Below are 13,599 nucleotides of genomic sequence, written 5' to 3' on the forward strand. Positions count from 1 at the left end.
GGCTGCCGCCCCCAGACCCCCGCTACGGCCTCGTCCTCAAACGCCGGACAGGTCGGTTCGACCGACCGGCGCCCCCAGGCGCCCCTCAGTCCCGTGCCAGACCCAACCGCCCCCGCAGCCCCGGTCCCCGCTCGTCCTCCGCCGCCGCGACCGCGGCCGCTCCCGCCGTCACCGTCTCGTACACCGACAGGATGTCCGCGCCGACCGTGGACCAGTCGAAGCGCCGTACATGGGCGCTGCCCCGCCCGCGCAGCTCGGCCCGGCGCTCCGGGTCCCCCAGCAGCCGCAGGGCCGCCTCGGCCAGCGCGTCGGAGTCCTCGTTGGCGAACAGCTCGCCCGCCGCGCCCTGGTCCAGGACCTGGGCGAAGGCGTCCAGGTCGGAGGCGAGGACGGGGGCGCCGGCGGACATGGCCTCGACGAGGATGATGCCGAAGCTCTCGCCGCCGGTGTTCGGCGCCACGTACAGGTCGATGCTGCGCAGGAGGCGGGCCTTGTCCTCGTCGCTGACCATGCCGAGGAACTGCACGCGCGGGCGCAGTTCCGCGGGCAGCGACTCGACCGCCTCCTCCTCGTCCCCGCGCCCGGCGACCAGCAGCCGCGCCTGCGGGCGCTCGGCGAGGATCCTGGGCAGCGCCTTCATGAGCACCGGCAGGCCCTTGCGCGGCTCGTCGATGCGGCCGATGAAGCCGATGGTGTCGCCCTGCCACTGAGCCTTGGGCTTGGCCCGGGCGAAGAAGTCGACGTCGACGCCGTTCGGGATGACGACCGCGTCGCCGCCGAGGTGTTCCACCAGCGTGCGCCGGGCGTACTCGCTCACCGCGATCCGGGCACTGATCTTCTCCAGGGCCGCCTGGAGGATCGAGTAGGCGGCGATCATCGCCCGCGAGCGCGGGTTGGAGGTGTGGAAGGTGGCCACGATCGGGCCGGAGGCCGCCCAGCAGGCCAGCAGGCCGAGCGACGGCGAGGTCGGCTCGTGGATGTGCACGACGTCGAACTCGCCGTCGTGCAGCCAGCGCCGGACGCGGGCGGCGCTCAGGAAGCCGAAGTTCAGCCGGGCCACCGAGCCGTTGTACGGCACCGGGACCGCCCGTCCGGCCGAGACGACGTACGGCGGCAGGGGCGTGTCGTCGTCGGCGGGAGCAAGGACCGACACCTCGTGGCCCAGGCGGATGAAGTACTCGGCGAGGTCGCGGATGTGGAACTGGACGCCGCCCGGCACGTCCCAGGAGTACGGGCAGACGATGCCGATCCTCACGACGTGCCCTTCTCGGGAGCCGGGGGTTTCCTCGCAGGATCGAGGTCCTTGAGCCACAAGCGCTGGAGCATGTGCCAGTCCTCCGGATGGTCGGCGATCCCGGTGGCGAAGGCATCGGCCAGCGCCTGTGTCATGACAGACGTCTTTTCGGCCCGGCTACCTGTCTCGGGTACCTCGACCGGCGGGTGCACACGCCCCTGCATGACGGGCGAGTCGTCGTACCAGAGCGTGACCGGCAGGAGCAGTGCGCCGGTCTGCTGGGCGAGAAGGGCGGGGCCGGCCGGCATCCGGGTGGCCTCGCCGAAGAACTCGACCTCGACGCCCGAGGACGACAGGTCCCGCTCGGCGACCAGGCAGACCAGGCCGCCGTCGCGCAGCCGCCGGGCGAGCGTGCCGAAGGCGGTGCCGCCGCTGTGCGGGAGCACCTCCATGCCGAGGCCCTCACGGTAGGCGACGAAGCGGTCGTAGAGGCTCTCGGGCTTGAGGCGCTCGGCCACCGTCGTGAACGGCGTCTCGAGCTTGGTGGTGACCCAGGCCCCGGCGAGGTCCCAGTTGGCCATGTGCGGCAGCGCCAGGATGACGCCCTGCTCGGAGGCGATCCCGTCGGTCAGGTAGTGCAGGTCCTTGGGGTCGAAGGCGCTCCTTGTCCGCTCGGCGCTCCATGCCGGAAGCCGGAAGGACTCCATCCAGTAGCGCAGGTACGAGCGCATGCCCGCGCGCGAGAGCTCGGCGAGGCGCTCGGGGCTCGCATCGGGCACCACGCGCGCGTAGTTGCTCTCCAGGCGCTGCACGCCCTTGCCGCGCTGTTTCCAGGCGAGGTCGGCGATGGAGCGTCCCAGCCGTACGGCGACGGGCTCCGGGAGTTTCTTGACGGTGCCCCAGCCGAGGCCGTACAGCGCGTCGGTCAGCTGATCGCGAAGGTTCACTTCGCCGCCTCGCTCCCCTGTGAGGCGTTCTCCGGGGAGGTCGCCGCGGCCTCCGCCTCCGCCGATTCGCGACGGACGGTGACCACCCGCTGGATGAGCGTGACCAGGCTGCCGACGGCGACGATCCACAGGGCGATCGGCAGCAGGAACTGGATGCCCGGCACCCCGAACTTGTGCAGGCCCGCGAGCCCGGCCGCGACCAGCGAGATGACCAGGCGTTCGGCACGCTCCACGAGACCGTTGACGGCGACCGGCAGTCCGATCGACTCGCCGCGGGCCTTGGTGTACGACACCACCTGGCCGCTGGCCAGGCAGAAGATCGAGACGGCGCACAGGACGTTGTCGTTGCCGCTTCCCGCGTACCAGAGGGCGAATCCGCCGAAGATCGCGCCGTCGGCGACCCGGTCGAGGGTGGAGTCCAGGAAGGCGCCCCAGCGGCTGGTGCGGCCCAGCTGGCGGGCCATGTTGCCGTCGACGAGGTCGGAGAACACGAACAGCGTGATCACGACCGTGCCCCAGAAGAACTCACCCCGGGGGTAGAAGACCAGTGCACCCGCGACCACGCCGGCGGTGCCGAGGAGCGTGACCGTGTCGGGGCTGACGCCCCGGCGGATGAGAAACGCGGCGAACGGCGTGAGGACACGCGTGAAGAATGCACGCGCGTACTTGTTCAGCATGGCCTTCCCGACGGTCGGTGTGGCCGCGGCCCCTGCTGGCCTCCGGCTGGCCCATCGTAGCCACGCGCGCGCGTGTGCGACTGCCGGGCACCCGGACGTCTGCGGGGAGATCGGGCGGACGGCCCGGGCCGGAGGCGGGCGGCGCGATCACGTCCGTCGTATGGACGCACCGTGACGGGAGTGGAAAGCTCGAAGAACCGCGGGCGTCATCGGAGCCGCCACCGCACGCGGCCCGGCATGCCCGCGCCCACAGTGACCTCACCGTGCACGGGAGGCAAGGCCATGGGCGACAAGGCAAGCGCACACCCCGGAGCCGCCGGCAGGGCTACAGCGGCCGACCACCCCGCGTCCGTACGGAATGTGGTGCTGGTCGGCCACAGCGGATCGGGCAAGACGACACTGGTGGAAGCTCTCGCACTCACCGCGGGAGCAGTGAACCGGGCGGGCCGCGTGGAGGACGGCGGCACCGTCTCCGACTACGACGAGATCGAGCACCGGCAGCAGCGCTCGGTGCAGCTCTCCCTGGTGCCGGTCGAATGGGACGGCATCAAGGTCAATCTTCTCGACACCCCCGGATACGCCGACTTCGTCGGGGAACTGCGGGCCGGTCTGCGAGCGGCGGACGCGGCCCTTTTTGTCGTCTCGGCCTCCGACGGCGTGGACGGCTCGACCCGCATGGTGTGGGAGGAGTGCGCGGCCGTCGGCATGCCACGGGCGATCGTGATCACCCACCTGGAGGCCGCCCGGGCGGACTTCGAGGAGATGACACGGACCTGCGCGGAGGCCTTCGGCGGGGACGACCCCGACGCCGTGCTCCCGCTGTACCTGCCGCTGCACGGCCCGCAGGGCCCGGACGGGCACGCGCCCGTGACGGGGCTGACCGGGCTGCTGTCGCAGAAGGTCTTCGACTACTCGTCCGGCGAGCGCAAGGAGTCGGAGCCGGGCGAGGACCAGCTGCCTCGGATCGAGGAGGCCCGCAATCGGCTGATCGAGGGGATCATCTCGGAGAGCGAGGACGAGACCCTCATGGACCGCTATCTGGGTGGCGAGCAGATCGACTTCAAGACGCTCGTCGAGGACCTGGAGCGCGCCGTCGCACGCGGGGTCTTCTTCCCGGTCCTGGCCGCCGCCCCCGCGGCCGAGGGCGCCAAGCAGGGCCTCGGCACCGTAGAGCTGCTGGAGCTGGTCACGGGCGGCTTCCCGACGCCGTTCGAGCACCCCACACCCGGGGTCACCACGATCGACGGCAAGCCGCGCGAGGTGAAGGCCTGCGACACGGACGGCCCGCTGGTCGCCGAGGTCGTGCGGACGGCTTCCGACCCCTACGTCGGCCGGGTCTCCCTGGTCCGCGTCTTCTCCGGCACGCTGCGCCCCGACGAGACGGTGCATGTGTCCGGGCACGGGCTCGCGGACCGTGGGCACGAGGACCACGACGTCGACGAGCGCATCGGCGCCCTGTCCACCCCCTTCGGCAAGCAGCAGCGCAGCGTGACGCACGCCATCGCGGGCGACCTGGTGTGCGTGGCGAAGCTGAACCGTGCGGAGACCGGCGACACCCTGTCGGCCAAGGACGACCCGCTGCTCATGGAGCCGTGGCAGATGCCCGACCCGCTGCTGCCGCTCGCCATCGAGGCGCACAGCAAGGCGGACGAGGACAAGCTCTCGCAGGGTCTTTCCCGGCTGGTCGCCGAGGACCCGACCATGCGGCTCGAGCAGAACCAGGACACCCACCAGGTGGTGCTGTGGTGTCTGGGCGAGGCGCACGCGGACGTGGCGCTGGAACGGCTGCGCAGCCGCTATGGCGTCCAGGTCGACGTGATCCCGCACAAGGTCTCCCTGCGGGAGACGTTCGCGGGCAAGGCGGCGGGCCGCGGCCGCCATGTGAAGCAGTCCGGCGGGCACGGGCAGTACGCGATCTGCGAGATCGAGGTGGAGCCGCTGCCCGGCGGCTCGGGCATCGAGTTCGTGGACAAGGTCGTCGGCGGCGCGGTGCCTCGGCAGTTCATCCCGTCGGTCGAGAAGGGCATAAGGGCCCAGGCGGCCAAGGGAGTTGCGGCGGGCTATCCGCTCATCGACGTCCGGGTGACCCTGCTGGACGGCAAGGCGCACTCCGTGGACTCCTCGGACGCGGCCTTCCAGACGGCCGGTGCACTGGCGCTGCGGGAGGCGGCGGCCGACGTCAAGATCCATCTGCTGGAACCGGTGGCCGAGGTGACCGTACTGGTCGGCGACGAGTACGTGGGCGCCGTGATGAGCGACCTGTCCGGACGGCGCGGCCGGGTGGTCGGCACGGAACAGACCACCGGAAACCGCACACTCGTACGAGCCGAGGTGCCCGAGATCGAGATCGGACGGTACGCCGTGGACCTGCGCTCCCTCTCGCACGGCACCGCGCGCTTCAACCGCTCCTACGCACGGCACGAGCCGATGCCTCCGCAGATCGCGGAGAGGATTCGTGAAGAGGCGTGCGACGCCTCGTAGTTGGCGCCGGGCGCTTCCAAGTCGCTTTTACGGAACGCTCCCCTCCGTCGGCGGGCGGCTTCGGCCGTCCGCCGACGAATGTCGGTGCCTGCGGATACGCTGATGACCTGATCAAGTTGTCGGGCGAACACCGCGGCGGCCTGATCAACAGGTGTGCGAAGCAAGGAAGTCGGGAAAGCCGCAGAAGCGACGTCGGCGGCGATCGGGGGCGGGAATGACCGTTGAGAGCGGCTACGGGGACATCTTCGGCCCCCAGGTGCCCCGCACGGGCAACGAGGGCCAGACAGCCACGTTCGCGCTGGCCTCCGCGGCCTACCGGGACAACCCGGTCGAGGACATCAAGAAAGCGGACAACGAGTGGCATCAGACCACCGTCAAAACGGGCCTGAAATGGGCGAGGATATTCCGGCCCAACCTGGGTGAGGCCTTCTCGCGGGCGGTGGTGGACCGCATGGTGGGGGCCGGCCGCAAGCCGCTCATCCAGTCCTTCGGCGCCGAGCCCCCGGTCGTCGTCGAGCACTGTCTGGCGGCGAACAACATCCGCAAGGACCGGGACAATCTGCTGAGCATCGTGATGGTGCTGTGTGGCCTGCTGTTCCTGCCCGGCCTCCTCGTCTGGCTGCTGGTCTTCTCGATCCGCACCACCATCGCCAGGCGCGACGACAAGCGGGCGGGCGCGCTGGCCACCACGCTGCTGGTGGCGGTGGGCGCCCTCGCCGTGATCTTTCTGATCCGCATGCCGTTCACGGGTTTCTGGGCCTGGTATGCGCGAGCCTCGGTGATCATGCCCGTCATCGGCTGGTTCTGGGCCAGGCAGATCTGCGAGCGGACGGCGAAGGACCTGCGCGAGCGCTGGGACAGCCTGCTGGCGGGCAGCAGCATCGGGGCCAAGGTGCCCGAGGCGGTGCCGACCAGCCCGGGCGAGACCAAAGCGGACGCGCTGCGCCAGTCGCTGGCCAAGCTGAGCGCCGAGCAGCAGTCCAACTCCGTGTTCTACGCCGGCCCGAAGGGCATCCTCGGGATGGGCACCCGCTGGGGCAGCTGGCAGCTCGCGGAGGACCTGGTGTCGGCCGACCCGACCCGGGAGATCCACCCCTTCCGCAGCTGGGACGTCATCCGCTCGATCCACGACCAGCTGCGCATGCTGGAGCGGAACACGCTCAACACCGGCGGCTTCCCGACCCCTTCCGTACGGCACTGGATCGTCACACCGATTGGCGAGGGCGCGAAGGAGGTGTCCCGGCCGGAGGGCACGGACGTGGACGCGTACCAGGTCAAGTCGCACGCGATACAGGACATCTGCAACAAGCAGCAGTTCGGCGCGGGCGACCGGCACTATCTGGGCGTGCAGTGGACCCTGTGGGACGGGCAGCTGGTCATCACCATGATGATCACGGTGACCGTGCTGCACGAGACGCTGCGCATCGAGGTCACCGGGCATGCGCTCGGTCCCGTGAACTCCCTGTTCACCAGCAAGCCCGAGGCGCCGACGAAGGAGGTCCAGAAGTCGTTCAAGCCGTGGGAGACCCGGAAGGTGTCCCTCCCGTTGGTCACCACCGACGAGGTCGTACGACTGGCCGTACGCGCCCCGCTCTCCTGGTACCCGCCCCTGTTGAACTGGCTGGGCGGCACGATAGCCCTGCCCGAGCCCTTCGGCCTCCGGCACGCCTGGGCCGACCAGCCCTGGCGCCACCGCTTCATGGCCGACGACGCGCTGCGCGCCGCCACGCCGGTGCTGCGGGTGGTGCACGCGGCGGCGATACGGGTCCTCAACGAGAACGGCGTGGACACGGAGAAGTTCGGCACGAGGTCGGCGTTCCTGAGCACGCAGATCCAGGACCCCACGCCCAAGAAAGCGGACGTGTACGAGGCGTAGAAGGTGTACGCCGCGGAGGGCTTACGCCGAAGGCCAGGCCTCCGCCAGCATCTTCCTGGTGTCCGCGAGCAGCTGCGGCAGCACTCTCGTGTGGCCGACGACCGGCATGAAGTTCGTGTCGCCGCCCCAGCGCGGAACGATGTGCTGGTGGAGGTGGGCCGCGATGCCGGCGCCGGCGACCGAACCCTGGTTCATGCCGATGTTGAAGCCATGGGCACCGGAGGCGGTCCGCAGGGCCGTCATGGCCTGCTTCGTGAGCGCGGCGAGCTCGACGGTCTCGGGGCCCGTGAGATCCGTGTAGTCGGCGACATGGCGGTAGGGGACGACCATGAGGTGGCCGCCGTTGTACGGGTACAGGTTGAGCACGGCGTAGACCTGCTCACCGCGCCGGACGATCAGCCCGTCCTCGTCGGACTTCGCCGGGAGGGAGCAGAAGGGGCAGCCGTCGTCGGCACCGGGGCCGGTCGGCTTGTTCTCGCCCTGGATGTAGGCCATCCGGTGGGGCGTCCACAGGCGCTGGAACGCGTCCTGGACCCCTACTCCCAACTGCTGCTCCGGCTCACTCGTCATGCCATGCAGCATATGGCGTCGCCCGTTCGCGGCGTGTCGGCGGGGTTGTGCGAAAAGCGCGCCGGGCCAAGCTGGGCCGGTGGACGATGACACTCGCGCAGCCCGCTGGGAGCAGCGGACCGAGCTTCCGCTCGCCGTCGCATCGCTGGCCTTCCTCGCCTCGTACGCGATCCGCGTCCTGGCACCCGGTCTGACGGGCCCCATGCAGGAGCTGGCGCTCGCGGTGCTGCTGGCCTCCTGGGCGTTGTTCGCCTTCAACTACGCGGTGCTGTGGCGACTGAGCGGGCAGGGGCACAGGTTCGTGCGGAAGCACTTGCTGGACACGGTGATGGTGATCCTGCCGCTGCTGCGGCCCCTTCGGATTGTCAAGGTCTACGAAGCCATGCAGCGGCGGCACGGCAAGCCCCGGCTCCCGCTGCACGCGCGCGTGATCGCGTACTCCGGGCTTGCGACGGTCCTGCTCGGCTTTGCCGGGTCTCTCGCCGTCTACCAGCAGGAACGCGGTGCGGCGGGCGCGTCGATGCGGACCTTCGGCGACGCCGTCTGGTGGGCCTGTGCGACCCTCACGACCGTCGGCTACGGCGACGTCATGCCGGTGACGCCGCTGGGACGGCTGATCGCGGTCGGGATGATGGCCGTCGGACTGGCCCTGCTCGGCGCGGTGACCGGCACCTTCGCCTCCTGGCTGCTGCAGGTCTTCGCCCGCGAGGACGACGAAAGGCCCCCGGGAGGCTGAACCTCCCGAGGGCCCTCGGAGCCGGCGGATCAGGCCGACCGGACCGGACGGTCAGACCTGCGCCCGGTCCTCCACGACCTTGGCGATCTTCGCGATGGCCTCGTCGAACGGGATGCCGTTCTCCTGAGAACCGTCCCGGTAGCGGAAGGAGACGGAACCGGCCGACATGTCCTCGTCGCCCGCGATGACCATGAAGGGCACCTTCTGCTTCTGGGCGTTGCGAATCTTCTTCTGCATGCGGTCCGAGGAGGAGTCGACCTCGACCCGCAGGCCCTGCTTCTTCGCGGCCGCGGCGAACTTCTCCAGGTACTCGACGTGCCCGTCACCGATCGGGATGCCGACCGCCTGGACCGGGGCCAGCCAGGCCGGGAAGGCGCCCGCGTAGTGCTCCAGGAGCACCGCGAAGAACCGCTCGATCGAGCCGAACAGCGCGCGGTGGATCATGACCGGGCGCTGCTTGGAGCCGTCCGGACCCGTGTACTCCAGGTCGAAGCGCTCCGGCAGGTTGAAGTCGAGCTGGATCGTCGACATCTGCCAGGTGCGGCCGATGGCGTCCTTCGTCTGGACGGAGATCTTCGGGCCGTAGAAGGCGGCGCCGCCCGGGTCGGGGACCAGGGGCAGTCCCTGCTTCTCGGCGACCTGGCGAAGGGTCTCGGTCGCCTCCTCCCAGACCTCGTCGGAGCCGACGAACTTCTCCGGGTCCTTGGTGGACAGCTCCAGGTAGAAGTCGGTCAGACCGTAGTCGCGCAGCAGGCCGAGGACGAAGGTGAGCGTCTTGTCGAGCTCCTCCGACATCTGCTCACGGGTGCAGTAGATGTGCGCGTCGTCCTGGGTGAAGCCGCGGGCACGGGTCAGGCCGTGCACGACGCCGGACTTCTCGTACCGGTACACGGTCCCGAACTCGAAGAGGCGCAGCGGCAGTTCGCGGTAGGAGCGGCCGCGCGCGTCGAAGATCAGGTTGTGCATCGGGCAGTTCATGGGCTTGAGGTAGTAGTCCACGCCCTCGTCGAGCTGCATGGGCGGGTACATGCCGTCGGCGTACCAGTCCAGGTGTCCGGACGTCTCGAAGAGCTTCCCCTTCGTGGCGTGCGGGGTGTAGACGAACTCGTAGCCCTCCTCCTCGTGCCGGCGGCGCGAGTAGTCCTCCATCACACGGCGGACGATGCCGCCCTTGGGGTGGAAGACCGCCAGGCCGGAGCCGATCTGCTCCGGGATGGAGAACAGGTCGAGCTCGGAGCCCAGCTTGCGGTGGTCGCGCTTCTCGGCCTCGGCGAGGAAGTCGAGGTAGCCCTTGAGCTCGTCCTTGGAGGGCCAGGCGGTGCCGTAGATGCGCTGGAGCATGGGGTTCTTCTCGCTGCCGCGCCAGTAGGCGGCCGCGTTGCGCATCAGCTTGAACGCCGGGATCAGGCGGGTGGACGGCAGGTGGGGACCGCGGCAGAGGTCCTTCCAGCACAGCTCGCCGGTCTTGGCGTCCAGGTTGTCGTAGATCGTCAGCTCACCGGCGCCGACCTCGACGTCCGCGCCGTCGTCCGAGGACGCCGAGCCCTTGAGGCCGATCAGTTCGAGCTTGTACGGCTCGTCCGCCAGCTCCTCGCGGGCGGCCTCGTCGGTGACCACACGACGGGCGAACCGCTGCCCGCGCTTCTGGATCTCCTGCATCTTCTTCTCGATGGCCTTGAGGTCCTCGGGCGTGAACGGCTTCTCGACGTCGAAGTCGTAGTAGAAGCCGTCCTTGACCGGCGGGCCGATGCCCAGCTTGGCCTCGGGGAACAGCTCCTGCACGGCCTGCGCCATCACATGTGCGGTGGAGTGGCGCAGGATGTTCAGGCCGTCCTCGGAGGAGATCTCCACCGGCTCCACGACCTCGCCCTCGGCCGGCGCGTAGGCGAGGTCCTTGAGCTCGCCGCCCACGCGCGCGGCGACGATCGAGCGCTCGCCGGCGAAGAGCTCGGCGGCCGTAGTGCCCGTCGTCACCACGCGCTCTTCCCGCTCGGAATCGCGTTGGATGATCACACGGACGTCTGACACCGGTCTCTCCTGACTGAAGGTGGAGTGCGGCGCCATACCAGGAGCGCGCGCAATAGGGGATCGTACCGACCCCGACCCTCCGACCGCGAAACGGTCGCCCTTCGTGCAGGCGGGCCCGCGCTCAGTCGTCGTCCTCCCCGCTGCACGCCTCCTCGAAGAAGTCGCCCTTTTCCGCGTGCTCCTGCATCGACTTCATCAGCCGGTCCCGTTCCGCCTCCTCCACCTGCACCGGTGCGACCCCGGACGCCCCGGTCAGCCGCCGGAAGCCGCCCCGGCTCTCCAGCCGCCCGTGCAGCCGCACGGGCAGCCCCACGAGGTGGGCGTGCCCGGCGATGCGGTAGTCCTCCTCGTCCAGCGTGATCCGGACGTGCGGCACCTCGGCTCCCGCGATCACCCGCAGCCGTACGCTGCCCTCCCCGCGCGGCCCCGACCTGCGCATCCGCACCACCGTGCCGGTGATCCGCACGGGCACGGACGGCTCCTCGCGCAGATAGCGGGCGCCGGCCTCGCGCAGCACCGGCAGGTCGCCCGGTGAGAACTCCACCGGCTCGACACCCGCCACGCAGTCCTCGGGCACCCCGGCGGCCGGTGCCCACTCGACGGCGATCCTGGCGCCCTCGGTACCGCGCACCAGGACGATCAGCGCCTCGGTCAGCTCACGGCTCACACCCGCCTCCACGGCGCCGTCGAAGGCGTCCATACCGCCGGTGGCCCGCTGGTAGTCGATGGCCTCGCGAGCGGCGTACAGGGCCTGGTGGAGGCGTACGGCGAGCTGCCGGCCCGTGCCGACGGGCACGAAGGCGGTGAGCCGGCCGCCGCCGCTCGCGGAGCCGACCAGGACGCTCTCCAGCAGCGCGGCGGCGGCGCGGCGGTGCCGGGCGCCGTAGTAGCCCGCACGCGCGCGCGTGGCGAGCGCTCCGGCGAGCAGCATGTGGCGGGCACAGGCGCGCAGCTGCTCCTCGACCACCCAGGGCGCGGAGCCGCCGGGACCGCTCGGCACATCCCGCCACCAGCGGATCTCGTCGCTGGGTACGGCGAGGGAGACCAGCACCTCGCGGGCGGAGGGCGTGCCGCTGCGGGTCAGCGCGACGAGCGCCTCGCCGAGCAGGTCGTCGCTGTCGGGGAAGGCGCGGCTCTCGGGCACGAGCAGGCTGGTCCCGCCGCCGCCGGGGCCGGGCGGGGTCCAGCGGCCGTAGCGTCCGGCGGCTCCGCCGCGCCGCTCCCAGCCGTGCCGGTGCAGCAGAGCGCTGAGCACGGCGGGGTCGACCTCGTCGGGCTCGGGGGGACGGTGCCAGGAGGCCTCGACCGGGTGCGGCCTGACGGGCCGCAGCGGCTCCTCCAGCGGGCGGTGCGTCATGGTCTGCCTCCGGCCCCGACCCGCGTCATGATCTCGCACAACGCCCGGTCGTCGAAGATGCGTGAGGTCGGTATCCGCACGGTGGTCCGGGTCCGCCCGGTGACCGGCTGGCCGGCCAGGTTGACCCAGTAGCAGCAGTGCCGCAGGTCGAGGCGGTCGTGGCTGGCGCGCAGCCAGTCGTCCTGGGATCTCGGGACGAGCATCACGACCAGGATCTTGTGCACCGAGACGGGCGTGCGCGCGAGCTTGCGCAGATGGTCGTTGTCGAGCGTGAAGGAGAAGAAACGGCCCGGCGGGTTCGGCGCGACCTGGTACGTGCACTTCAGCTGCACCTTGATGGTCACCTCGTCGTCGACGGTGTGCCCGGGCGAGCCGTGACTGACGTGCCAGTCGATGCCGTTGTCCGGAAACGGCTGCGACAGCGAGCAGCCGGCCGCCGCGGCGACGGCGTGCAGATAACCCACCTGCAGTGTCTCCATGCAGGCGGTGGTGGCGAGTGTGCCGCGAAGGGGGCCCGCACGTTCGGGCAGCAGCCCGCCCCGCTCGGGCTGCGCTATCGCCATGACCAACAGCCTTCCACGCCAAGTGATTCCCCGTTGCGCGCCTCTGAACTGCAAAGACCCGTACTCCTGTTGTGTCCTTCCGGCGTACGGCGCAAACAGCCCGGGTATCACCAAACAGGCAGAAGACGGGACGTCAGCTGCCGTGGGTGAACGAGGAGTTGTGTAGGCATGACGACCTGGTACGAGGGGCCCCTGGCCGCATTCGACACGGAGACCACGGGTGTCGACGTCGAGACCGACCGGATCGTGTCGGCCGCCGTCGTCGTCCAGGACGCCCCGGGCAGCCGGCCCCGGATGACCCGTTGGCTGGTCAACCCGGGTGTGCCGGTGCCGGAGGCGGCGACGGCGGTGCACGGGCTGACGGACGAACACCTGCAGCGCAACGGCCGCTGGCCGGCGCCGGTGATGTACGAGATAGCCGAGGAACTGGCGGAGCAGGCGGCGATGGCCCGTCCGCTCGTGGTGATGAACGCGCCGTTCGATCTGACATTGCTCGACCGCGAGTTGCGCCGCCATCGCGCCTCGTCGCTGGACCGTTGGTTCGAGGCGTCGACGCTGCGGGTGCTCGACCCTCGGGTTCTCGACAAGCACCTGGACCGCTACCGCAAGGGCCGTCGCACCCTGACCGATCTGTGCGCGCACTACGGCGTCACGCTGGAGGGTGCGCACGACGCGGCGGCGGACGCCCTGGCCGCGCTGGATGTCGTACGGGCCCTCGGGCGTCGTTTCGCCGCCCGGCTGGAGCGCCTGTCCCCCGCCGAGCTGCACGCCCTGCAGACCACCTGGCACGCGGCCCAGGCGCGCGGTCTGCAGGCGTGGTTCGCGAAGAGCGGCACGGAGGAGACAGTGAACCCGGCATGGCCGCTGCGGCCGGATCTTCCGGCAGCGGCGTGAAGCGGGCCGACACGCAGAAGGCCGGCCCGCTGCTGCGGACCGGCCTCCCGGGGGTGCGGGTGGCGGAGCCCCCGCCTTGCGCGGCGAAGCCGCGCAGAATATGACGATGGCGGCTCGGGCCTGCGCTGTTTGCAGGCATGAGCCGCCATCGACATGGTGGGCGATACTGGGTTCGAACCAGTGACCTCTTCGGTGTGAACGAAGCGCTCTCCCACTGAGCTAATCGCCCGGGAACG

The 13,599-nt window shown here is 70.5% G+C and carries 10 protein-coding genes, 1 tRNA gene and 1 pseudogene; 4 read left to right on the plus strand and 8 right to left on the minus strand.

Going from position 1 to position 13,599, the window contains the following annotated elements; genetic code table 11:
- Positions 1 to 85 precede the first annotated feature (85 nt).
- The 3 genes and pseudogenes from AB0N07_RS47015 to pgsA all read right to left on the minus strand — a co-directional run bounded on the left by AB0N07_RS47015 (position 86) and on the right by pgsA (position 2,913).
- Positions 86 to 1,255: a glycosyltransferase family 4 protein gene (locus AB0N07_RS47015; protein WP_365846495.1), complete on the minus strand. Its 1,170-nt coding sequence runs from the start codon at positions 1,253 to 1,255 to the stop codon at positions 86 to 88.
- Positions 1,252 to 2,181: a phosphatidylinositol mannoside acyltransferase gene (locus AB0N07_RS47020; protein WP_365846497.1), complete on the minus strand. Its 930-nt coding sequence runs from the start codon at positions 2,179 to 2,181 to the stop codon at positions 1,252 to 1,254. Before AB0N07_RS47020 ends, AB0N07_RS47015 begins: the two co-directional genes overlap by 4 nt.
- Positions 2,178 to 2,913, minus strand: a pseudogene (gene pgsA / locus AB0N07_RS47025) (phosphatidylinositol phosphate synthase). The gene AB0N07_RS47020 and the pseudogene pgsA overlap by 4 nt, the downstream one beginning before the upstream one ends.
- A gap of 227 nt (positions 2,914 to 3,140) precedes the next feature.
- On the opposite strand from pgsA, the gene AB0N07_RS47030 reads away from it, so the two are divergent.
- Entirely contained in the window at positions 3,141 to 5,339 is a 2,199-nt protein-coding gene (locus AB0N07_RS47030) for an elongation factor G-like protein EF-G2 (protein WP_365846499.1), read from the plus strand.
- Between the two features lie 214 nt (positions 5,340 to 5,553).
- The gene (locus AB0N07_RS47035) at positions 5,554 to 7,215 is read left to right on the plus strand and encodes a hypothetical protein (RefSeq protein ID WP_365846501.1); all 1,662 of its coding nucleotides are present in this window, start codon (positions 5,554 to 5,556) and stop codon (positions 7,213 to 7,215) included.
- A gap of 21 nt (positions 7,216 to 7,236) precedes the next feature.
- Here the strand turns inward: AB0N07_RS47035 and AB0N07_RS47040 are convergent, their stop codons facing one another.
- Entirely contained in the window at positions 7,237 to 7,785 is a 549-nt protein-coding gene (locus AB0N07_RS47040) for an HIT domain-containing protein (protein WP_365846503.1), read from the minus strand.
- Positions 7,786 to 7,864: 79 nt separating this feature from the next.
- Between AB0N07_RS47040 and AB0N07_RS47045 the strand changes: the two genes are divergently transcribed.
- On the plus strand, positions 7,865 to 8,521 hold the full coding sequence (locus tag AB0N07_RS47045) for an ion channel (protein ID WP_365846505.1): 657 nt from the start codon (positions 7,865 to 7,867) through the stop codon (positions 8,519 to 8,521).
- A gap of 51 nt (positions 8,522 to 8,572) precedes the next feature.
- Here AB0N07_RS47045 and thrS read toward each other — a convergent pair whose 3' ends face one another.
- The 3 genes from thrS to AB0N07_RS47060 form a co-directional block, all read right to left on the minus strand.
- Positions 8,573 to 10,549 (minus strand): threonine--tRNA ligase, encoded by a 1,977-nt coding sequence (thrS, locus tag AB0N07_RS47050; protein ID WP_365846507.1) that lies wholly within the window; start codon positions 10,547 to 10,549, stop codon positions 8,573 to 8,575.
- Positions 10,550 to 10,670: 121 nt separating this feature from the next.
- Positions 10,671 to 11,906, minus strand: a complete 1,236-nt coding sequence (locus AB0N07_RS47055) for a hypothetical protein (RefSeq protein ID WP_365846509.1) — start codon at positions 11,904 to 11,906, stop codon at positions 10,671 to 10,673.
- Positions 11,903 to 12,469, minus strand: a complete 567-nt coding sequence (locus tag AB0N07_RS47060) for a DUF4365 domain-containing protein (protein WP_266953551.1) — start codon at positions 12,467 to 12,469, stop codon at positions 11,903 to 11,905. The genes AB0N07_RS47055 and AB0N07_RS47060 overlap by 4 nt, the downstream gene beginning before the upstream one ends.
- Positions 12,470 to 12,637: 168 nt before the next feature.
- Between AB0N07_RS47060 and AB0N07_RS47065 the strand changes: the two genes are divergently transcribed.
- Positions 12,638 to 13,363 (plus strand): 3'-5' exonuclease, encoded by a 726-nt coding sequence (locus tag AB0N07_RS47065; protein ID WP_365846511.1) that lies wholly within the window; start codon positions 12,638 to 12,640, stop codon positions 13,361 to 13,363.
- A 154-nt stretch (positions 13,364 to 13,517) separates the two neighbouring features.
- Here AB0N07_RS47065 and AB0N07_RS47070 read toward each other — a convergent pair.
- Positions 13,518 to 13,592: transfer RNA gene (locus AB0N07_RS47070), tRNA-Val, on the minus strand.
- Positions 13,593 to 13,599 lie beyond the last annotated feature (7 nt).

The organism is Streptomyces sp. NPDC051172 (assembly GCF_040682555.1).
Taxonomy (GTDB): Bacteria; Actinomycetota; Actinomycetes; order Streptomycetales; family Streptomycetaceae; genus Streptomyces.

Bases quoted from the DNA above. Each gene is read 5' to 3' on its own strand.
- AB0N07_RS47030 (WP_365846499.1), top strand. From the start codon at position 3,141: ATGGGCGACAAGGCAAGCGCACACCCCGGAGCCGCCGGCAGGGCTACA.
- AB0N07_RS47035 (WP_365846501.1), top strand. From the start codon at position 5,554: ATGACCGTTGAGAGCGGCTACGGGGACATCTTCGGCCCCCAGGTGCCC.
- AB0N07_RS47040 (WP_365846503.1), bottom strand. From the start codon at position 7,785: ATGACGAGTGAGCCGGAGCAGCAGTTGGGAGTAGGGGTCCAGGACGCG.
- AB0N07_RS47055 (WP_365846509.1), bottom strand. From the start codon at position 11,906: ATGACGCACCGCCCGCTGGAGGAGCCGCTGCGGCCCGTCAGGCCGCAC.
- AB0N07_RS47060 (WP_266953551.1), bottom strand. From the start codon at position 12,469: ATGGCGATAGCGCAGCCCGAGCGGGGCGGGCTGCTGCCCGAACGTGCG.
- AB0N07_RS47065 (WP_365846511.1), top strand. From the start codon at position 12,638: ATGACGACCTGGTACGAGGGGCCCCTGGCCGCATTCGACACGGAGACC.